Source organism: Paenibacillus sp. FSL H8-0537 (assembly GCF_038051995.1).
Classification (GTDB): Bacteria; Bacillota; Bacilli; order Paenibacillales; family Paenibacillaceae; genus Pristimantibacillus.
Genome location: NZ_CP150290.1, coordinates 1,436,464 through 1,458,668 on the forward strand (window position 1 = coordinate 1,436,464; position 22,205 = coordinate 1,458,668).

The window sequence follows — 22,205 nt, forward strand, 5'->3', positions numbered from 1 at the left end:
TTTTCTTCATTCGCGCTTCACAGGCGAACAACTTAACAATTCCTTGCTTCCTTTTCTGATTTTTTATTAAGCAAGATCCTCCTGCCCTTTGCTTAGTTTCTTGCTTATCTGTGGCGGTTACGGATATAACGTCCTGGAGGCATTCCTTCCGATTTCGTAAATTGCTTGGTAAAGGAATAAATATCCCCATAACCAAGACTAACGGCTACGTGTTTAATGGGGAGTCCGGAGAGGAGCATCATTTTGGCCTGTTCCATTAAATGTTCAATGTGGTACCGCTGAGGGGAAACTCCGGTTGTGGCTTTAAATAGCTTCCTGAAATTCTCATAGCCCATATTTACGGCTGCTGCGGCTTCCTTAATATTGTAATGGATATCATTGGCGCCGCCGATTAGTTGGCAAGCTTTTGAGATTTTATGATCATTGTGCTCTCTCTGAGTATGATGTACGCTGCCGTGCAAACGGATAATGAGTTCTTGAGCTTTCATCAGCAAATAGGGGAGCCTTTCATCTACAGCGGCTTTAAGAGAGTTCAGCAGGGCGGCAAATTCATTCAAAATATCGCTTGTATGTCGTGTCGGCTGCACCTCTTGGTCGGAATTTATGATGCCTAGCGTTTTGAGGTAATGATAGACAGGATAACCTATGCTGATATAAAACTCGATCCATTCCCCATTCGGCTCGATTTCGGTGGAGTGCATACGATCGGGCAAACGTTGTACCAGATCCCCTGCTTGCATTGTAATAACAGTGCCTTCCTTTGAGATAAATCGCCCGTTGCCTTGCAGGACCAACAAACAGCTGTAATATCCGATCCTGAAGTCATACTGGGAGCGCTCTGCCGTTCTTTTTCTCATAAAGCCGCATGACAAAATGCCCTGGTCGAAATCGTCTCCGATACACCGGTATACGACATCGTTTTCTTTTATAGCATCGAAATTCATATCGTCACCGCACCTACCAAAATGGATAAATGAATTACCAGACCTAACATTTTATGTGAAAACTTGTCCTTATATTATAAGGGTATCGACTTTCATAGCACAACCAATTAAGACAATTTATGAGGGGGTTATTCGAAACGTATGAAGCTGAACAGAGACTGGGAGAATCCGCATGTCGCTCACAAGAACCGTCATCCCATGCATGAGCCGTATGGAATATACGAAACCGTGGAACAGGCGCTAAGCGGCGACCGGAGAGCGTCAAAATACGTAAAATGCTTAAACGGCACTTGGAAATTTAAAACGTTTTCATCTCCGGATGTAGTAACTGATGAGTTTTATCATCCTGCATATGATGTGTCCAAATGGGATGATATCCCTGTTCCTTCCAACTGGGAGTTGTTCGGATACGGGAAACCTATATACACTAATATTAAGTATCCCTTTGCGCGGAAGGGGGCGGACTCTCATCACGAAATTCAACTGAAGCAAGATGAATTTGTTTTGAATCCGCCTTATGTGCCGGAGGATAACCTCACCGGATGTTATGTCCTATCGTTCGAAATTCCTGAACATTTTAACGGCAGAGATTTGTTTATCGATTTTGCCGGTGTGGAATCCTGCTTTTATTTGTGGTTAAACGGGAAGTTCGTCGGTTATTCGCAGGACAGCAAGCTTAACGCTTCTTTTGATATTACCGATTACATCCAAACGGGGCAAAACCATTTGGCCGTTCAGGTGATGCGATTCGGAGCCGGTTCTTATCTGGAGGATCAGGACTACTGGCATCTATCGGGTATTTTCAGAGATGTTCTGATTTATGCAAAACCGCGAATGCGAATTCATGATTATAAAATCGAAACGCTTTTCCCGGGTGATTATGACAATGCCGAATTAGCCGTGACGGTTTATCCTAATAATCAAGCAAGCTGTTATGGGGAAGCTCACGTGCGTCTGTCTCTTTATGATCACGATCGAAAATTGGTTACGCAATTTGAGACGCCGAAGTTTGCGGATTTCAGATCCTACCTGCAAGACAACTATGTGGCGAAAGTCAAACAAACCATTAAGAGTCCCCAATTGTGGAGCGACGAAATTCCTTACCTCTATAAATTGGTATTGGAAATGATCGACCCTGACGGAAATGTCGTTGACATCGAGAGTGCAAATGTCGGCTTCCGAGAAATCAGCATCGATAACACCGGGATATTGAAAATTAACGGCAAACGTCTTATAATTCGCGGAACCAACCTTCATGCATTTTGTCCCGAAACGGGGCGCGTGGTGTCGACGGAGTATATGAGTGAGCAGATCAAGATCATGAAATCGCTAAATATCAATGCGGTAAGAACGAGTCACTATCCGCATGCCGTCGAATGGTACGACCTTTGTGATGAACTAGGCATATATGTTGTGGATGAGGCCAATATTGAGACCCATGGCATCGGCGGCCAGCTCAGCGCATCTCCCGAATGGACGCATGCTTATATGGAACGTGCAGCACGGATGGTGTTGCGAGATAAGAATCATCCCTCGATCATTCTGTGGTCCTTGGGAAATGAGTCTGGTTACGGAGCGAACCATGCTGCCATGTACGGGTGGATGAAGGAATATGATAAAACAAGATATGTTCAGTATGAGTCCTTGAATCCTCCGGCCAATATTTCCGATATCATGGCGCCCATGTATCCTCAGAAGGATTGGATCGTGGATTGCATGACGAGCAGCGATGACTTGCGGCCGTTTATTATGTGTGAATATGCGTACGCGAAAAGCAACAGCAACGGGAATTTCAAGGAATTCTGGGACCTTATTTATAAATTCCCGCGGTTTCAGGGTGGCTTCATTTGGGATTTCCAGGATAAAGCGCTTGTCCGGCATGATGAATCTGGGAACAAAAAATATGTTTATGGCGGCGCCTTCCAGGAAGAGATTATTGATTCCGCGCCCGATATGTGCCTGAACGGCATTGTATTTCCGGATTTAACGCTGAAACCGGCTGCCTATGAAATTAAAAATATACAAGCTCCCGTCCAGATCGATTATTTTGAACGGCCTTATGATGTTCCCGGTAATAAAAGTTATCGAATTTATAATCATTATACGCATCGGGACTTAAGCCACCTGGACATCGGTTGGGGACTTGTTTGCGATGGGAAGGTTGTGGAAAACGGTCCATTACCCCGATTACACACGCCGGCCGGAGCTATCGAAAGTCTTCAGGCACCATACGATCCAACCAAGGTCTCTGGGGAAGCGTTCCTGAATTTTTATGCTTATCTGAACGAGGACACCTATTATGCAAATAAGGGAACCTGTATCTATGCATGCCAGGTCGAGTTGAAAGATTCCGTATATGAAATACATACCGGGGATATTCAAAGTGGGAGCCTGGTATATGAAGAAGCTGCGGATCGAATTCATATTTATAATGAAAATACGAACGTGGTCTTCTCGAAAGAAACGGCAGAGTTCATTTCTGTCAGTTACAATAATCAAGACTACTTTACGGGCGGAGCGAACAATTTCTATCGGCCGCCAACGGGGATAGACGCAGGTGTGCCTAGTGAGACGCTAAACTATGCAGATGATTGGAGAAGCCTCGGGCTGGACTCCGATCAGAAAGAGATCAAGCGTATCCGGGTATATGCAGCGCCTGCATCAGTTATCATTCAGGTTCATGTTCTTTATCATGGATGCATTGAAACACTTACGGAGTATGCGATTGGCGGTAAAGGCATTGAAATTACTAACACTGTCGTGAATAATGCTAATGTCGATACCCTACCGAGAATCGGTCTGAGCTTTACCTTCCCTGCTGCCTGGAAGAGTATCAAATGGTATGGCCGCGGGCCATGGGAGAACTATGCGGACCGTAAAACGGCTGCCTTCGTCGGTATATATGAAAGCTCTGTTGAAGAACAGCATGTTCCCTACATCGTGCCGGTTGAGTGCGGGGGCAAGGAAGATGTCCGTTATTTGTATGTGTCGGCGGATGAGCGCAAGGTAAAAGTTACCTCGGCGGGTCACTTCCATTTTGACATCCATCAGTACAGCATCGGACAGTATGACAATGCCGCCTATGAGGACGAGCTTGGCACATCTGATTCTGTTTTCCTTCATATCGATTACAAACATGCAGGTCTTGGTGGAGATACTGGATGGACCAAAAATATTCACGATGAATATAAAATCGAAAAGGGCATCTATGTATACAAGATCACTTTAGAGATCGTGGATTGAATAGTAGATCCTCGAAAGCGAAGGATAGAAGTGAATTTTTGATAAAGGCACTGGCCAAAGTCAGAGGTCTTTATTGATTAACGACGATTCATTGGCATTGGCTTCTAGTACATCGGATCGGACTCCGCAATGTGCATCAGCGCCTTATTCTGACTTACGGGGAAGGATATGGGCTGAAGCAATTCCTTGACTACCTGGCGTCCGAACAGGCTCAAGTCCTGATCAACTGGGGCGTTGAAGGAAAGCATTATGTAATAGAGAACGGCAAACGCGTCGTTCCGGCAGACGTGCAGAAGCGTATCATCGAGGATAACGAGGCGTTCAAGAAGGAATCCGGCGTTGAATCCTATGTCACCATGGGACTCCACTATGGCGATGGCGTCAAGGATTCTACCGGCAATTTCTTCACGAAGAAGAACCCTGAAGAAATTCAGAACAAGTATACGGCCGCGGACAAGGAAACTTTGAAGGCCTATGGCGCCACGGTTTGGGCGGATTTCTTCACGCCAGTGAACGACATGCCGGCGAAGCCTTGGGGAGCGGCCTGGAATCTCTCCTTACCGGCCGACGACGAGGTCTCGATCCTGCAAACCAAGGTGAAGGATATTACCTGGAGTCGGCTCCCCCAGGCCATTATGGCTAAGCCGGAGAAATTCGACCAAATTTGGGATGAATATCAACAAGAACTGATCAGTACCGGTGTAGAGAGAATGGAAAAAGGATTTTCGAAATACATCCAGGATCGCGTCAAGCTTTGGAACGAATAGGAACTAGTTAAGATTATTCGCAGCCAAGATCTAGTCCATCGGGACCGGATCGGGTCAGTACGATTTGGAGAAAGTTAAATTCCGTGAGCCTAACTGGCTCGCGGAATTTTTTACTTCCTCGGCCAACTGACAAACGATACGGCGGCAGTCATCGATCCGTTCTCGCCAGCCACTCCTCCCATTTTCCTCTGTCTCCCCGACTTTCAATATAAACGCTCGTACAGCACCAATTCTGGGAAGGCAACAACTTCTTCGTTTCCGCAAGCAAATGCCGGTACGCTCTCTCTATGCGGTTGCCCGGACGCTCCGACATCATCCGCAAACGTTGTTGACGCCGATCAGGATGCTGATCAGATCCGGATTTAAGCTGATCGCGTCATCGTCCCAGCGGGCGTAAAAATCTGCGACCCGATTGCCGCCGACTCCCCGGTTGATGAACTGCGGCTGGTTGCCGACCAATTCGAGGCCGAGCTTGCCAGCAGCAGCCGCAAGTAAGCGGCTGCTATTTTTATGAAAGTAACGGGCTGATTAATTCAATAATGAGTCTAGCATCTCTCCTGGAATTAGGTTATTATTGGAAGAATTGCTTTGAGGAGAGATGCAGATGTCGGACATACAGGCAATTGTATTAGACCTGGATGGAACATTGCTCGGCAGCGACAAATTCATATCGCCTAGAAATTACGAGGCTGTTAAACGGTGTTATGATTCCGGAATCCATATTATCGTCGCCACGGCGCGACCACCCAGAGCGGCCAATCAATTTGTAAAGAATTTTCCTTTTGTAGACTACTTGGTCTATTACAATGGTGCTCAAACAATATGCAAGTCTAAGCAAACACAACGGCACATTAGTATCCCAATGGAGATTAGCCACCAGATCAACAATTTCATTGAGTTACATGCACCTCAATCGATAATTAATTACGAGGTCTATGACTCATGCTATACGTGTACACCAGTTCCTGACTCGCAACTTACTCATTTCGGTATCCGTTCAAATGATCCTAAACCCCTGGTTGTTGATAAGAATTTTATTAGATCACTATCCCCAACCAAAATATTGGTTCATGGTTACAGCACATGGATGGATGTTATCGAGCAATTCGGTAATCATGTGAACGTAATCGCAACTGATGGAGGAGTATTGATTCAAATCATGCAAAAATCAGCTTCAAAGGAAGAAGCAGTGCGATGGGTACTTGACGAGATCGGGGTGAAGCCAGAAAATGCAATGGTGTTCGGGGATGATTATAACGATTTGGGATTATTCCAATTGTGCGGATTCCCGATCGCCATGGGGAACGCAATTATCGAACTTAAGAATTGCGCAGCCCATGTAACCGATTCAAATGATAACGATGGTGTTGCTATTACTCTAGAGAGATTGGTGGGTGTAAACAGTTAGATCAACAAAGCAACGGCAGTCTAATACTTTATTTTCTTTCAACAGTAAGTACGTTTCTAACTTAAATTAAGCAAACGAGGAACGATAGTTCAATCAAAAAAGCTGCGGCGGATCGAAGGATCTACTGCAGCTTTTGTTCAAGTAAAGGGCAGGATACTTCCAATATGTGTTAGTATAAAACTGCTCTGATTAAAGCTTGAGCCGGGGGGTTTTATGAAATTTTACATAGCGTCTAGTCTCAAAAATATAGAAAATGTACGACGAGTAGCAGAGAGTTTGAAGGCACGTGGTTTTCAACATACTTATGACTGGACAACTCATTCAAGCATAGACACCTTAACAAAACTCCGTAACATTGGCCAAGAAGAAGTAGCAGGGGTTATGGATGCAGATGTTGTAATTGTCATGTTCCCAGCAGGGAAAGGGAGTCATGTTGAGTTAGGAATTGCGCTGGGGGCTGGTAAGAAAAATTATTTATACTCCTCAACAAATGAACTGAATGAAATTGGAAACACTTGTACGTTTTATCATATTGATGGCATTCTTATTCCTACCCCTGATTCAATAAAGTTGACACCATGGCCAAAAAACATAAATGAGACTTAAATATACCCTGATAAGATCAAGAACGTTGATCTTATCAGGGCTTTTCAAGTTTAGGCTCAGTGCAGCATACAAGAGGATAGAATTGTTCATGCAAAAGTTAATTTACTACATTCTTTGTTTACGGAGCTTCACTTAGAATGAAAGAGTCATTTTAATAGAAGCTATAGCACGTTCATTTAAGGAGTGAATAGGCTTTACACTTCTGAAAAGAGAGGTTTATACACGGTAACAAGTGTAAATTACAAGCTTATTTCTATCCCGTTTATTTATATAATGTCTATATACATAATCGGAGACAACCATATTTACAAGGGAGGGATTTTGTTGAATAACGAACAAAAGAATAAATTGTGGTATAAAGAGCCAGCCTCAGAGTGGAATGAGGCACTTCCTATTGGTAATGGTCGATTTGGTGCGATGATTTTCGGCGGCATATACGAAGAGAAGCTTCAGCTAAATGAGGATACGGTATGGTACGGCGGACCACGGGATAGAAATAATGAAGACGCGCTTCCTCATTTGCCGCAGCTGCGGGAGCTGCTAATGCAAGGAAGGTTGAAGGATGCCGAGGAGCTTGCAGCACTGACACTGCCGGGTATGCCGGAAACCCAGCGGCATTATTTGCCGCTCGGTGACCTGCTCCTTACTATGGGTGGACATGACCAAGAGGCTGCGGATTACCGGCGGGAGCTGGATCTGTCTGACGGAGTGGCACGGGTCAGTTATCGTTTAGGTGATGTAAGCTGCACCCGGGAGCTGTTCGCCAGCCATCCTGACCAGACGATCGTGCTGCGGTTTACTGCCGATACACCAGGAGCTATATCACTGAAGGCCCGATTCAACCGCAAGCAGTGGAAGTATATGGAGAAGACAGAAAAATGGGGTCATAACGGACTGGTCATGAGAGGCGAATGTGGAGGTGAAGGGGGAAGTCAGTTCCGGGTGGTGCTTAAGGCTGTCCTTGAAGGGGGGAGCTGCCGGACGCTTGGTGAACATCTCCTTATTGAGAAGGCGGACAGTGTAACTCTATTGCTGATGGCAGCTACTACTTTTCGTTACAGCGACCCCGAGACACACTGCAAATCACAGCTGAGCACATTGGAGAAGCTGTCCTATAATGAATTACTTGTGCGACACACTCAGGATTACAGAGCCCTATACAATCGGGTGGAGCTGGAGCTCCCGGGTAATGGTGGGGAAATGGGCGAGCTGCCAACTGATGAAAGGCTAGGAAGGATCAAAGAAGGGAAGGAGGACAATGGTTTAGTCGCTCTGTATTTTCAATATGGGCGCTATCTGCTGATCTCCTCCAGCCGTCCCGGTTCTTTGCCGGCCAATTTGCAGGGCATCTGGAATGACAGTTTTCTGCCGCCATGGGACAGTAAATTTACGATTAATATTAACACTCAGATGAACTACTGGCTGGCGGAAAATTGTAATTTAGCGGAGTGTCACGAGCCTTTATTTGAGCTGATTGAGCGGATGAGAGAACCGGGCAGCCGAACTGCCAGGGTAATGTATAACTGCCGAGGCTTCACAGCCCATCATAATACAGACATTTGGGCGGATACTGCCCCGCAGGATACTTATTTGCCGGCTTCCTTCTGGCCGATGGGCGCAGCATGGCTCTGCCTGCATCTCTGGGAGCATTATCGTTTTGGAAAGGACCGCTTCTTTCTGGAACAGGCCTATGGGACGATGAAGGAGGCGGCAGAGTTTTTATTGGATTATTTAATAGAAGATACAGAAGGAAGGCTGGTCACCTGTCCGTCTGTATCTCCTGAGAACCGATATACCCTTCCCGGGGGAGAGAGCGGTGTACTCTGTGTAGGTGCCTCTATGGATTTTCAAATCATTAGGGCGCTGTTCGGCGCCTGCATAACAAGCTGCGAAATTCTAAACCGGGATCAGCCGTTCGCTGAAGAGCTTGCCGCGACGCTGGAACGGCTGCCGAGGCCGCAGATCGGCCAATATGGACAGGTTCAGGAATGGATGGAGGATTATGAGGAGCCGGAACCGGGTCACCGTCATATATCCCATCTGTTTGCCCTCTATCCTGGCGACGAGTTTAACCTGGAGCAGACGCCAGAGCTTGCGGCTGCATCCCGTGTAACACTGGAGCGAAGGCTGAGCGCAGGCGGCGGGCACACGGGATGGAGCCGTGCCTGGATTATTAATTTCTGGGCGCGTCTTCAGGATGGGGAGAAAGCTTTCTCCAATGTGCTAGCATTATTAGATCATTCGACACTGCCTAATTTGTTCGACAATCATCCCCCGTTCCAAATAGACGGCAACTTTGGTGGAGCTGCAGGCATCGCCGAGATGCTTTTGCAGAGTCATATCGGAGAAATCCTGCTCCTGCCAGCACTGCCGGCAGCCTGGGATAGTGGATTCGTCCGTGGTCTTAGAGCGCGTGGAGGATTTACTGTAAGCCTGCAGTGGTCGGAAATGAAGGTGGTAGAGGCCAGGGTAGAGTGCACAGAAGCTGGCCTATGCAGAATAAGCGGGCCGGGTCTCGCGAGGGTTGAATTTATGGCTGAAGCAGGACAGACCTATTCCTTCTCCTCGAATAAGGAAATTAATTTATAGTCTTGTATATAACCTCAAACATATCCTCAAAATTCAATAATCAGTAAGCCAAACGGCGATTTCTCAAATATAGAGAAAGGATGTGATTTTTCGATCCTTCTCTATATTTCTACGCGAAACGGTAGCTTTGCCGCCAGAGGACGGCGACAGCCATTTACGCTTGTGTATGAGGGAATCGTTGTTTGGCTTCTTTGCGAGCATTGAACCATATTGGATAAGAAATGCTTATTTTCCATTTATGACTGATTATATGAATGGTATACATGACTTGACACCATTTGTTTTTTACGCTAAATTAAATGCATGCGCATGCTTTTAATTAATTTGGCGTAAGGATCAATCATGTTGTTAACTGATCACAGATCGTTTGCGCACAAAAGCGTCCTTTACCCACAATACTCAAGCATTGCTGGTATCCGTAGGAGCTATCGCAATAGACTGGCAATATTTCATAACGAGGAGGGTTTGAATATGAAGGTGCTAGTAGTCGGATCGAATGGACAAATCGGACAGCGCCTTATTCAACTGTTGAGAGCAAGCCAAGAGCACACCGTCCGGGCGATGGTGCGAAAAAAAGAACAAGCCGATGCCTATGAGAAGCAGGGCGTCGAAACGGTGCTTGCAGATTTGGAAGGAACGGTAGATTCCATTGCCGCAGTCGCTGAGGGCTGTGACGCCATTGTGTTTACCGCGGGCTCAGGAGGCAAGACTGGTCATGATAAAACATTGTTGATTGACTTGGATGGTGCTGTGAAAACGATTGAAGCGGCTGAAAAAGCAGGCATTGGCAGATTTATTATGATTAGTGCCATTCAGGCGAATAACCGTGAGAACTGGCACACTGAGATTGTTCCGTATTACGCAGCAAAGCATTATGCAGACAGACTACTGGAAAGCAGCAAGTTGACATACACGATTATACGGCCAGGCATTCTTTTGAATGAACCGGGTACAGGAAAAGTATTTGCTGCTGAGAATATCACTTCTGGCAGTATTCCTCGTGAAGATGCAGCTCATGCTATTTTGGCCGCATTGGATGAGAAGCATACCTACAAGCGTGCGTTTGACTTAATTGCTGGTGACGATTTAATTGCCGATGCATTGAAAAAAGTCTAAAAAGCAGCTGCCGTACCGTATAAATCCGAATGAAATAAGAGAGGGCTTCGGGATGTTCTGGTTGATTTTTTTAGCCGTTATAATCACAATGTTCGTTGTTATACGTCAGTTATGGCCCATGCCAAACCTTAAACATATCGATTATCAAGATTTTTTGAAACGGCGGGATGAATTTCGTGAATATAAAGTGATTGATATTCGAGATTCACTCGAGTATTTGGCCGATCCTACAGCTGGGACGATCAATATCTCGCTAGGCCGCCTTCCTTACGTATGGAAAAATCATCTTATCCGTGAGGATAATGTCATCATATTGTCTACTAGGGCATTTAAATCAAAAAAAGCTGCGCGGATTTTGCGAAAGCGAGGATTTGAATTTCTCTATGTAGTTAAATAAAGAGAGGAGTCTTTCTCAACTTATTGGGCATTGGAAGCCGCATCAAATCTGGGCAAAGAAACCGATATCCCTAAACAGTATTCTTCTGGATTCTAAGAGCTGAACGAATAGAAGAAAAAATGTCGACAGCTCTAGCTTGAACGTACAATGTGCGTTATCGGTTTGTCATTTCCCACCCTCTATAAATAGTAAAATGCATAGTGACAACTTATATCCCCAGCATATTGGCAATTCTGTTAAGAAACAGGATTTGAGTAGTCTGGTCCCAGTCGATATATGCTGTTTTAAAAAGGTTATCAAATGCTGAACGAACCTCTCAGCAGATGATAACCTTTCGGGTAGCATTAGCGTACAATCATTTCAATAGCTGCCCTCACAAATACATTATTGCGTCACTCCAAATACATTAAGTTCAGCCACACTTGTCCATGGGTTATTGTTTACCTCACTTAAGGCTCGCAGTCTAATATATCGACCTGTCTTGGCTGCAAAGCTGACTTCTTTCAAAGTGGTATCATTTGTAAAGGCACCTGAGGCTACAGATGTTCCCCAGTTTACCCCATCAGTGCTGACGTAGAACTCATAGTCCTTGATCGTTCCGTTCACTTGGCCATCTTGTCTTGGCAGATAGCTGAATTTGGAGAGAGTATAGGATGCACCCAGATCAATTTGAATCTCGTGCGGCATTGGAGCTACTGGGGACCATTTCGTGTGCCACAACGTGCTGTTGTTCCCATCAAAGGCTTTCAGGGCTTCATTGTACAATTCATCGCTGTCTACATATTTTAGCGTCCAATTCGTTTGCGGAATCAGATGGGCTCCTCCTACTGTTACTGTCGTATTCATAGCGGAATTACTTGTACTTGTCGTCGTAATTGTAACTCCTGAATTATTTCCAGTGTAGGTATTACTGTTTGGATTGGTACCTGGACCAAAGGAAGCAGCATGATTATTATTCGTGTAATAGAACGAGTCCTGATATTCACTGACGGATTGCTCAATATCGATGAAAGGGTGAGGATCATTTTGGAAATTATTCATGGATTCATCAATATGCCAAATCGCGATGCCGCCAGAAACGGTTGGCAAGCTTGCATCATATCCAACTTTTTGGCGATTCTCAACTAAAAAATATGAATTATCCGCTAAAGGAATCTTTATAACATTATAGTTATTAAGGATGCTATTCAGAGTAACATTGTTTGTTGTATTTACTACAACAGGTGTTACAAATCCTAATTTTACTTTTGACCAGGCATCCATATGAGTGGGTGTAGCTCCATAATCTTCTCCTTGAAGACTATTCCAGGATCCATTAGCCATTATACTTAGCTCACCCACATGATTATTAGAACCATAGAGATCTGGAAGACCAAAGGAATGCCCTAATTCATGAGCAAGGAGACCAATCGTTGCCATATGACCATATTGTTTTTCGCCCTGTGCCGTAAACATACCTGATACTGTAACACCATCGTGATTGGTGTCGGGAGCAAACGACTGATGTGCCCAAACATTTGGTGCTGAACCACCACTAGCCTCTTCATTACCAGCAAGAATAGTTACAATGTAGAAACCATCTTTAGAATCGATGACCTGATCATTATTGGTATCGAAACTAGCATAATTCACCGCAAGATCAGCTTTAGTAAGTGCATCTGTTATAACTGTTCCCATGCTTTTTCCCGATGTATCCGGATGATCGTAGTCTAGTTTTACCTTTACTACCCCGTCATTTTGCGTGCCATATAAATCGGACGCTGGAGTGAGCTGCACTTTTCCATTACTCACTTCATTATAGTAATCTTTAATTGACTTTTGATTTGCTGAAAAGAATTTGTTGCTCCAATCGTTGTCGCTATATGCGATATCAATATTTGTAAACTCAATTAACAAAACTAGTAATTTTTTGGTTCCTGAAACTGAAGTGACAGTTCCATCAATATTTTGTAGTGATCCCGTAAACTCTTTCGATTCTGAACGTTCAAGAGAAGATGAGGATTCCTTTTGCAGCTCATTTATCAGCTCCTGTTTTTTCTGAGCTTGAGGATTGTATTTGTTTACCCATGTGGTTAAATGGTTCTCATCTACTGCTTTTGCAGGCCTCTTGTCAATTTTATATTTTTCTCCCGTCGATTTCAGGTCGTTTGATGTAAGTTCAGCGTAATTCCAATACCCCTGCTGATCTTGTATAAGTACGTCGCCATCGCTTGTACTTGCCCAATGGAACCATTCATCTCCATGCAACGTAGCTTGAAACGACTCGCCTGACGGTTGCTCCATTTCGACAACCCCATTGTATGCTGGTGCGGCAAAAACGCTCGTATGAATGCACAAAACACAAATCAAAGAAAAAACGGATGTGAACAGAAACTTGAAACTATTCTTCATAAATATTCCTCCTTTAGATTTTTTTGTTGGTGATAAAATCGTTTTCTTTATAGATTCATAAAGGTCGTCCCTCCCTTTCATTGATATGAGGAATATTCTGTTGATAATCGCACCAGATTCATAGATAGATTAAATCGACAGATGCATCTAACAGAAGACTGCAATACCTCCTATCACAATATGAGTAAATTTTTACAATATGTCTAATTTTTTGTGTATATTCTATTTTTATGAAATAATCTTAATGTGGGCAGATGAATAGCCGGATTCCCAGGATTTCATCTAGCCATGCATGCTCAAGTATAAAGAATCTAATAAATCGAAAGGCTCAATCTATTAGTTTTGTATAATAGGTTGAGCCTTTTTTCGAACTATAGCAGGGGCCCGTTTAGATTCCATCAAAGAAAGCCTGACCGGAAAGAGGAATGTACGATTTTCGATATAAGGTTAAAAACCGAATATATAAACAGCCGCTCTATGACCCTATAATTAGCTTTGTACCATCAATGTATAGAAATGGGGTAAAACATGGTTCATTATGTTAAGTTCGCAAAGTTGTTAGCGCTTTCTATTGCGATAGGAGTATTGCCGACTTCGGGCAGATGCTGGCAAAGTGGCCATTCAGCGTGGTCCGCTCGTCTATTGCCTGGAGGAAGCCGACAATGGAGCTCCGATTACCTCGCTTGAATTGGCCGAGGAACCAAACTTGACAGAGTATGCCGTTCAAAATCTTCTTGGAGGCTGCGTTATTGTAGAAGGTGATGGAGTAATGACAGATCCAGCTTCATGGTCCGATGTTAAGCCTTACCGCCCTTACACGAAGCAGAGGAACGCGGTTCGCTTCAAGTCCATTCCATATTATTTATGGGGCAAGCGCCAGCCTGGCGAAATGAGCGTCTGGCTGCAGAGCTGAAATAGGTGAATGTATAGGCTGCAGGACCGATACAGCTTGCGATAAGGATACAAGGTAACGAGGAGGAAAAGGACAGGAGAGCGTATCCTGTCCTTTTTTTGTATTCGGGTCGGATAAAGTGGAAATTGAAAATTTAAACATTGACTTTCAGTAAAATGGTAGCTAATATAGCTATTGTATCTAATGATGATAATCATTATCAACATAATGATAAACACTATCACAGTAGGATAGCTTTGATTTTTGGAATAATAGGGGGATAAACAAAATGAACAAAAGGCTAATGGGTTTAATTATGGTTATCGTTGTTGTGCTGGTCGCAGCGGGCTGTGGATCTAACACTACGAATAATTCGGCAGCAGAAGGAACCGCAACTGACCATGCAGCTGCTGCAAATTCGAATGGGGAGTCCGCTGCGGCTGGACCTATTATATTAAAGGATGCTAAAGGCGAGGTTAAGCTGGATAAGCCTGCGCAAAAGGTTGTCGTACTAGAGTGGACATTTACAGAGGATGTGATTGCGCTTGGCGTGCAGCCAGTTGGTAATGCCGATAACGCACAATATAAGCTGTATGTGACATCAGAAGCGCCGCTGGATGAAAACGTGACGGATGTTGGTATGCGTGACGCTCCGAATCTAGAGACAATTGCGGCTTTGAAGCCCGATTTGATTATAGCGAATACGGATAGCCACGAAGCGATTTATGATCAATTGAAAGGCATTGCGCCAACGTTGATTTTTAGTCTATACCCGCTTGAAGGGGACACCAATCAATATGACCAGATGGAAGAAGTGTTCAAAACGATTGCAGCTGCTGTTGGAAAAACAGAGGAAGGTACTAAAGTTCTAGCTGACCTGGATGCTCATTATGCGGATGCAAAGGCTGCGCTTGCTGCGGCAGGAAAGGGTGGCTTCAACTACGTGCTGACACAAGCTTACAGCTACCAAAATGCAGCAACGCTGCGTCTTTTTACTGACAACTCGCTTGCCGTACAAACGCTGGATCGGATTGGCCTGAAAAACGATTGGAAATCGGAAAACTTTGAGGTTTACGGATTTAGCACTTCGACGGTTGAAGCGCTGCCGGCGGTTCAAGACACCAATCTGATCTACATTGTTCAAAAGGATGATAATATTTTTTCGAAAGAACTAAAGGATAACTCGGTTTGGAACGGTCTTACTTTCGTTAAGGAGAAACGCATCTACGGATTAGATAGCGCGACCTGGGTGTTCGGCGGTCCAATCTCCTCGAAAGTGATCGTTGATGAAGTTGTGAATACATTAACGAAATGAGTGCCAAGATGAACGATAATCTTAACAATGAAGCCACTACCGGAATGACCTGGCGGGTAATTGGAATATTTGGGGGCGGCCTTGCCGCCCTTTTCGTTTTATCCCTTCTTAGTCTTTGCTTCGGGGAAGCTAAAATCCCAGCAGCCACCGTGTTAGATGGATTGCTCAGCCGCCAAGATGTGATGGAGCATAATCTGCTATGGGATATCCGCATGCCGCGCACGGTTATTGGCATTTTGGCCGGGGCTGCGCTCGCTGCGGCTGGCGCCTTACTGCAAACGATAACGAAAAATCCGCTCGCTGCTTCCGATACACTGGGAATCAATGCTGGGGCTTACTTTATGGTTGTCCTTGGCGTGGTAGCTTTTCCTGCTCTGCAGCAGCAGTTCCCATTTTTAATGGCGGCAGCGGGGGGAATGCTGGCGGCGTTAATTGCCTATTTCCTGAGCGGCGGCCGGAAGGCCACACCTATCAGGCTTGCCTTATCAGGCATGATCGTATCCATGGTGCTTGGGGCGTTTACAACGGCCATTCATATTTTTAAGCAAACGGAAACGCAAAATTTATTTTTATGGGGCTCAGGTTCCTTAATTCAGCTGAACTGGAGCGGAGTCGAGTATGCATGGCCTTTCGTCATTGCTTTGCTTGGAATCACAATGCTCGCAGGAAGGCAATTTGATGCCTTGGAGCTCGATGAGTCTACCGCTCGTTCGCTTGGGCAGCGCGTAGGCTTAATACGGGCAATGGGGCTTGGCCTCTCGGTACTGCTTGCGGCGATTGTAGTCAGTGTAGTTGGTCCGATTGGCTTCGTTGGTCTGGTCGCCCCCCATCTTGTCCGGCTTAGCGGTATTCGCAAGCATCGCCTGCTTATTCCCGCCAGCGCATTGTGGGGAGCGCTGCTTATTACGGCGGCGGATTTGCTTGCTCGTATGGTGCGGAGCCATTTAGGGGAAATGCCGGTTGGCGCGGTCATGGCGATTATTGGAGCGCCTTGGCTCATCTGGCTCGTACTGAACAAGATGGAAAATATATCCGGTTCAGGCTCTGGGCAGTCATCTATGAACATCGGCGGGGTAGCGCTGCGTATGCGCTTCGCTCCGACTGCGATATCCATGACCGTGCTGCTCATCGTTATCATTCTCGTAAGCTTGTCGCTTGGGGGAACTAGAATACCGATTGCCGATTTGCTAGGCAGCCTTATCGGTGGAGGAGACTCAACCTATTCCGTGCTGCTGAATTTAAGGCTCCCGCGTACACTCGTTGCGGCTGGGGGTGGAATTGCGCTTGCCATTAGCGGCGTCTTAATTCAAAGCGCCGTCCGAAATCCATTGGCTGATGCCTCGATTATTGGCGTGACGTCGGGGGCGGGGTTTGGCGCGCTAATCGTATTGGTTGCGCTGCCGAATTTAACAATCTTCGCTCTCCCGTTTGCGGCAATTGCAGGTGGGATTCTTGCCGCAGCTTTTGTCTTTTTCTTAGCTTGGCGCAAATCTTTAAATCCGTCTGTTCTTATTTTGCTTGGCATCGCAGTATCGGCAATCGGCTCTGCGGGCATACAGGCGATGATCGTCAAGGCGAGCCTTTGGAATAGTACAGCCCTGATTTGGTTAACGGGCACAACCTATGGGAGAGGCTGGAATCAATTTTATAGCATTATGCTGTTTCTGATTATCCTTTTACCGATTGCCTACTATTTAGGCCGAAAATTCGATTTGCTGGCGTTTGGCGACGAAAGCTCGATAGGCCTTGGCCTGCCGGTTCGAGGAACGCGGCTCTGGGCGATGATTATCGGCGTGTTGCTAGCAGCGGGAGCTGTTGCGAGCGTAGGTACGATAGGTTTTCTCGGGCTTATGGCACCGCATGTCGTGCGCATGATGATTGGGCATCACACGAGACGCTCCATTATTTTGTCAGGACTGCTCGGCGGCTTGCTGCTCGTCATTGCCGATACGCTCGGTAGAACAATCATGGCACCGAAAGAAATTCCATCAGGTCTAATTATTATGCTGATCGGCAGTCCGTATTTCCTGTTCCTCATGTACCGCTCGGTGGTTAGGAAGTTTTAGCAGCGTTTGTGAGGCTGCTTGAAGCCTTCTGCTTTCCATTTCAGGTGGGAACGGAACGGTAAGGAAAACACCCTGCACAAAGACAGGTTTGGCGGCGGACACAGCAGCCGCTATTTCAGCAGAATCACGGATATGACGCAGGCTGCGGACTCAGGGGACGCTAATGCGCTGCCATAAGCCATTTTGATAGGATATTAAGGGCAATAACGAATTTCCTGTCCGCTTATGGCCTGAAATGGGATCAAAAGCCAAAATAGCGGAGCCTCAGTCCGCGAAAAAAAAGCATGAGCGGGCCCGAGGTAAGCGAACGGAGTAACGATCTAATGCTGCCGTTCCCAGGCTGCCGTTCCCAGTTTTGAATCGTCAGAGGAAATTGCCTCGAATATTCGCTAAGCAAGAGCAGTTGCATCAAACAGTTCGATTATGGTTAGATATTACCATGATTGGCCTGTTTTTTGCTTTTTTTATTCATTTTTTCAAATAAAGACGAGTGCAGCGTAAGAGCAAGGAGTGAAGAACAAGTGGAAGTCACGAACGACAAGATAAACATGGAGGAGCAGCTGTTTTGGTTCACGCATAGTGCCATTAAAGTGATGGACGTTCGGCATATTAAAATGAAGCTAGGGGAAGCGCTTAGCGCCTATCGGCTGCCGGCCAATGCGTTTTTATTTGCGCTAAGAGGCAGTGCGGCGGTTGCTTTGGACAATCGGGAATATGCATTCAAAAGATTTCAAATATTGCATGGCGGGAAAGGCTTTTATTTGGATATTGGCCCCATAGATGAGCTTTTTGAATATTATCTCATCCTCTACAAAACGGTTCAGCCGCTTCGGAATATGCCAGAAAAACAGCGGCTGCTGGAGACAAATCCTTTTCGCATGCAATACGGTATTACGCCCGTTTTTCCAATATCCCTTTATGGGAAGCTGAAGCAGCTGAACGAAGAATTTCATAAGGACGGCAAGCTTGCCGAACTGCATGTGAAAACGTTGTTCTACGACTTCATCTATGAATTGCTGCGGCAGCTTGAGGAGCAGGAGGTTCCCGTTATAAAAGCGGATCTGGTCGCCCAGGCGGTCAGGTTTATCCATGAGCATTATGCGGAATCGATTACACTGGAGCGGCTGGCGAATGTGCTGGATTGCACGCCAAGGCATTTAACGCGCCTATTCAAAAATCAAATCCACCATAGTCCGATTGATTATCTCATTCAGCTTCGCATCCAGAAGGCGAAAGATCTACTGACGAGCACGGAGGGGACTTTACAGGAAATAGCCACCGGTGTCGGCTATCCGGACGTTTATTTTTTCAGCCGTATTTTTAAAAAGCATACGGGCATTTCGCCGATTCATTATAAAATGGATGCGAGTCCCCCAAGAAAACGCCCTTATAATCCATTATTGATGTCCCGATACCCCATTGTATCCAGGAGGCGCAGCGGGCATACTGTTATTGGTGATAATCATTATCAAAAAAGAGGCGAAGGGGTATTAAGAATGAACAGAGTTTCCAAACAATCAATTGCCATTATGATGCTGCTTGCAGTGACTCTATTGGTCAGTGCATGCGGAAGTTCGGCAAATTCTCCAGCGACAAATGGGGCTGCGCCAGCCGCAAGCAGCCATACAGCGGAACAGACAGCGGGTGAGCGGGTACTGAAGGATGGTTTGGGGAATGAAGTTAAGGTTCCAGCTAATCCTCAACGCGTTATAGCCTCTTATTTGGAAGATCATTTGGTAGCGCTAGGCGTCATTCCGGTTGCTCAGTGGTCGGTAAGTGATGGGAAGGTGCAAAATTATTTGCAGAAGGAGCTGGCGAATATCCCTGCTATTCCATCCGAGCTTCCCTATGAAGTCGTGCTGAGCTACCAGCCTGATCTTATTATTATCGACAATGCGGAAATGGTAATGGGGGACAAGTATGCACAATATGCTAAAATTGCCCCAACCTATACAGTAGGCAGCGATGTCAACAATGATTGGCGGCAGGAGCTGCTGACGGTAGGAGAATTGCTGAATAAGAGTGAGGAAGCGAAGCAGGTGCTGGCTGATTATGAAGCGAAAGCTACAGATGCCAAGGATAAGCTGCACCAAGCAATCGGTGACAAGTCGGCTGCGGTTCTCTGGGTAACAGCTAAAAATGTCTACGTCGTCAACCAAAGCTTATCCAGCGGCGATTTGCTTTATCGGGATCTGGGTTTGGCCGTTCCGAACGTGGTTGCAGAAATATCCTCTACGGCGAAGGCGAATTGGAGTGCGATTTCCAAGGAGAAGCTCGCCGAGCTGGACGCCGATTACCTGTTTATTGTGAACAGCAGGGAGGCGACGAAAGAGGAAGTTTTGAGCGATCCGATCTGGCAGGGCATTCCTGCAGTGAAAAATAACAACGTCTACGCGTATGACAACAATGCCAGCTGGCTGTACACAGGAACGATTGCCAACTCGCAAATGATTGATGATGTGCTTGAGAGTATTGTGAAATAAATAAACAATTAAATCTAACCCGTAAAGTGGACTCTCTAAGAGTTTCCACTTTACGGGTTATTTTCTTGTAAGGCTTAAATAAGTGCAGGAATAGTGATTTTATTGCCATATCAAAATCCCCTCCTATATTGTAGAATGATGCACATAAGCGCTGCAGGATAGAAAAGGAGACAACAGATGAAGAGCTTTCAGCTAAGCAAGCTGTATATACCATTTACGTATAAAATGATGATTCCTTACATGGCGCTTGTGCTGCTGACGGATGTGCTGGTCGGCTATATCTCATATACGATGCTCGTTCAGTCACGAACGGAGATGGCGGAGACGAATATTCGCACCGCGATGGAGCAGACGCGCAATAATATTGAATACCAAATGGATGAGATAGAACGTATATCGAGCACGCTTTTCAGCAGCTTAACGTTTCAGAATGCCCTGCAAAACACGGGAGAACCGCTGGAGATTATGCTGAAAATGAAGGATGACATCATACCGCAGATGAGAGCGCCGCTCCAGCTGTATGGGAACAATATCCGGCTCGCAGTTTACACGGTAGACGAGAAAATGTACGAGGTGCTGGGCGATGATATGGACAAGCCTATTCAGCGCAGAGACTATTATGTGCTTTCGATGCATCATATCGAGAATACGGACTGGTTCAAGTCACTCCAAGCATCCAATCAGGATAATCTTTGGATACAGCTGGCTTCCGACCGCAAACTAGAAAACGTTTCGCATTTTCGCAAGCTGGTGTCCTCCAGCGGCATGGCTTCTGTTATCGGCTATGTGCGCGTGACGGCTCGCTTTGATGAGCTGCTTGGCAACTTCGATACGTTCCCGATTGATCAAGGCATCAGCTTGCGACTTCTAAACACTCAATCAGGCGAGGTCATGTATACGCGCGGCTTGGCGAACCATCAGTCTAATCCGGCTTCCTACCTCAGTGTGAAAGAAGAAATACCCGGAACGCCGTTCGTGATTGAGACGCTCGTGCCCCATGCCTATTTAAGTAAAGACGCCAGCAAAATGCAGAAGGTCATCGTTGCCGTGTGTCTGATCAGCTTCCTGGTCATGGCGTTTATTGGCTACATTGTTGCCCGGTTGTCTGGCAAAAAAATGAAGCGAATTGTTATGCTGGTTCGCTCCTTCCAAGAAGGGAACTTTCATAAGCGGATTGGTTTTACCGGCAATGACGAGTTTGTTCATATTGCCAATTCCTTCAACCAAATGGCGACGAGCATTCAAGAGCTGATTAAAAATGTCTACGTGCAGGGCATTCAGAAAAAGCAGGCGGAGCTGGATGTGCTGCAAGCGCAGATCAGCCCTCATTTTTTGTATAACACGCTCTCGACGATTGGCAGTTTGGCTAATTTGGGTGAGACGGACAAGGTGACGGCGATGGTTCAGGGGCTGTCGAAGTTTTACCGTTTAACGCTGAATGGCGGCAATGTGTACATTACGCTGGAGAAGGAGATTGAACAGGTAAAAACGTATTTGGACATTCAACGGGTAAAATATGCCGATACGTTCGAGGTTTATTACGACATCGAGCCGGATATTTTGCAAACACCGATTATTAAGCTTATTTTACAGCCATTTGTGGAAAATATATTTAAGCACGCTTGGTTTGGCAAAACGATAGCGATACGCATAACGGGCAGACGGCTGGGCGACCGCATTGAGCTGAAAATTATTGATACCGGCATCGGGATGCGGCCGGATACGATCAAAAAAATGCTCTCGAATACATCCTTGCCAATGCCTATGCCTGTTCCTGCGGGACAAACGGATAAAGTGGAAGACGCCAAATCGGATAAATATGGTCTGAAAAACGTCGAAGAGCGAATCAAGCTGCGCTACGGCACGGATTTTGGCATTCGAATCGGCAGCCATTATGGCGCGGGCACAACGGTGCAAATTATTCTTCCGGTCGAAAATGCCGAGATGAGGGAGGATGCAGAAGGGATTTGGCTATAGGCAGCTTAGAG

At 45.8% G+C, this 22,205-nt stretch carries 13 protein-coding genes and 1 pseudogene; 12 read left to right on the forward strand and 2 right to left on the reverse strand.

Annotated elements, in window-relative coordinates; genetic code table 11:
- Positions 1 to 104: 104 nt before the first annotated feature.
- Complete coding sequence (locus MHB80_RS05845) at positions 105 to 944, reverse strand: AraC family transcriptional regulator (RefSeq protein WP_341281294.1); 840 nt, start codon at positions 942 to 944, stop codon at positions 105 to 107.
- A gap of 141 nt (positions 945 to 1,085) precedes the next feature.
- Between MHB80_RS05845 and MHB80_RS05850 the strand changes: the two genes are divergently transcribed.
- The 7 genes from MHB80_RS05850 to MHB80_RS05880 all read left to right on the forward strand — a co-directional run bounded on the left by MHB80_RS05850 (position 1,086) and on the right by MHB80_RS05880 (position 11,070).
- Entirely contained in the window at positions 1,086 to 4,187 is a 3,102-nt protein-coding gene (locus tag MHB80_RS05850) for a glycoside hydrolase family 2 TIM barrel-domain containing protein (protein WP_341281295.1), read from the forward strand.
- Positions 4,188 to 4,318: 131 nt separating this feature from the next.
- Positions 4,319 to 4,954, forward strand: coding sequence for a hypothetical protein (locus MHB80_RS05855; protein WP_341281296.1), 636 nt, complete (start codon positions 4,319 to 4,321; stop codon positions 4,952 to 4,954).
- A 604-nt stretch (positions 4,955 to 5,558) separates the two neighbouring features.
- Entirely contained in the window at positions 5,559 to 6,362 is an 804-nt protein-coding gene (locus MHB80_RS05860) for a Cof-type HAD-IIB family hydrolase (RefSeq protein WP_341281297.1), read from the forward strand.
- Between the two features lie 213 nt (positions 6,363 to 6,575).
- The gene (locus MHB80_RS05865) at positions 6,576 to 6,968 is read left to right on the forward strand and encodes a nucleoside 2-deoxyribosyltransferase (protein ID WP_341281298.1); all 393 of its coding nucleotides are present in this window, start codon (positions 6,576 to 6,578) and stop codon (positions 6,966 to 6,968) included.
- A gap of 321 nt (positions 6,969 to 7,289) precedes the next feature.
- Positions 7,290 to 9,557 carry a glycoside hydrolase family 95 protein gene (locus tag MHB80_RS05870; RefSeq protein WP_341281299.1) on the forward strand — a complete coding sequence of 756 codons (2,268 nt, stop codon included), beginning with the start codon at positions 7,290 to 7,292 and terminating at the stop codon, positions 9,555 to 9,557.
- A 471-nt stretch (positions 9,558 to 10,028) separates the two neighbouring features.
- Entirely contained in the window at positions 10,029 to 10,673 is a 645-nt protein-coding gene (locus MHB80_RS05875) for an SDR family oxidoreductase (protein ID WP_341281300.1), read from the forward strand.
- A 52-nt stretch (positions 10,674 to 10,725) separates the two neighbouring features.
- Complete coding sequence (locus MHB80_RS05880) at positions 10,726 to 11,070, forward strand: rhodanese-like domain-containing protein (RefSeq protein ID WP_341281301.1); 345 nt, start codon at positions 10,726 to 10,728, stop codon at positions 11,068 to 11,070.
- A 384-nt stretch (positions 11,071 to 11,454) separates the two neighbouring features.
- Here the strand turns inward: MHB80_RS05880 and MHB80_RS05885 are convergent, their stop codons facing one another.
- Positions 11,455 to 13,461: a M6 family metalloprotease domain-containing protein gene (locus MHB80_RS05885; protein WP_341281302.1), complete on the reverse strand. Its 2,007-nt coding sequence runs from the start codon at positions 13,459 to 13,461 to the stop codon at positions 11,455 to 11,457.
- Between the two features lie 601 nt (positions 13,462 to 14,062).
- Here MHB80_RS05885 and MHB80_RS05890 point away from each other — a divergent pair.
- The 5 genes and pseudogenes from MHB80_RS05890 to MHB80_RS05910 form a co-directional block, all read left to right on the forward strand.
- A pseudogene (locus MHB80_RS05890) lies at positions 14,063 to 14,374 on the forward strand (glycoside hydrolase family 127 protein); the annotation flags it as partial.
- Between the two features lie 268 nt (positions 14,375 to 14,642).
- Positions 14,643 to 15,668 (forward strand): iron-siderophore ABC transporter substrate-binding protein, encoded by a 1,026-nt coding sequence (locus MHB80_RS05895; RefSeq protein ID WP_341281303.1) that lies wholly within the window; start codon positions 14,643 to 14,645, stop codon positions 15,666 to 15,668.
- Between the two features lie 8 nt (positions 15,669 to 15,676).
- Entirely contained in the window at positions 15,677 to 17,734 is a 2,058-nt protein-coding gene (locus MHB80_RS05900) for an iron ABC transporter permease (protein ID WP_341281304.1), read from the forward strand.
- 521 nt (positions 17,735 to 18,255) lie between these two features.
- Complete coding sequence (locus MHB80_RS05905; protein ID WP_341281305.1) at positions 18,256 to 20,217, forward strand: AraC family transcriptional regulator; 1,962 nt, start codon at positions 18,256 to 18,258, stop codon at positions 20,215 to 20,217.
- Positions 20,218 to 20,394: 177 nt separating this feature from the next.
- Positions 20,395 to 22,194 (forward strand): histidine kinase, encoded by a 1,800-nt coding sequence (locus MHB80_RS05910; RefSeq protein WP_341281306.1) that lies wholly within the window; start codon positions 20,395 to 20,397, stop codon positions 22,192 to 22,194.
- The last annotated feature ends 11 nt before the right edge of the window (positions 22,195 to 22,205 follow it).

Excerpts from the sequence above, each read along its gene's own strand:
- MHB80_RS05845 (WP_341281294.1), bottom strand. The coding sequence starts at position 944 with ATGAATTTCGATGCTATAAAAGAAAACGATGTCGTATACCGGTGTATC.
- MHB80_RS05850 (WP_341281295.1), top strand. The coding sequence starts at position 1,086 with ATGAAGCTGAACAGAGACTGGGAGAATCCGCATGTCGCTCACAAGAAC.
- MHB80_RS05860 (WP_341281297.1), top strand. The coding sequence starts at position 5,559 with ATGTCGGACATACAGGCAATTGTATTAGACCTGGATGGAACATTGCTC.
- MHB80_RS05865 (WP_341281298.1), top strand. The coding sequence starts at position 6,576 with ATGAAATTTTACATAGCGTCTAGTCTCAAAAATATAGAAAATGTACGA.
- MHB80_RS05875 (WP_341281300.1), top strand. The coding sequence starts at position 10,029 with ATGAAGGTGCTAGTAGTCGGATCGAATGGACAAATCGGACAGCGCCTT.
- MHB80_RS05880 (WP_341281301.1), top strand. The coding sequence starts at position 10,726 with ATGTTCTGGTTGATTTTTTTAGCCGTTATAATCACAATGTTCGTTGTT.
- MHB80_RS05885 (WP_341281302.1), bottom strand. The coding sequence starts at position 13,461 with ATGAAGAATAGTTTCAAGTTTCTGTTCACATCCGTTTTTTCTTTGATT.
- MHB80_RS05895 (WP_341281303.1), top strand. The coding sequence starts at position 14,643 with ATGAACAAAAGGCTAATGGGTTTAATTATGGTTATCGTTGTTGTGCTG.
- MHB80_RS05900 (WP_341281304.1), top strand. The coding sequence starts at position 15,677 with ATGAACGATAATCTTAACAATGAAGCCACTACCGGAATGACCTGGCGG.
- MHB80_RS05910 (WP_341281306.1), top strand. The coding sequence starts at position 20,395 with ATGAAGAGCTTTCAGCTAAGCAAGCTGTATATACCATTTACGTATAAA.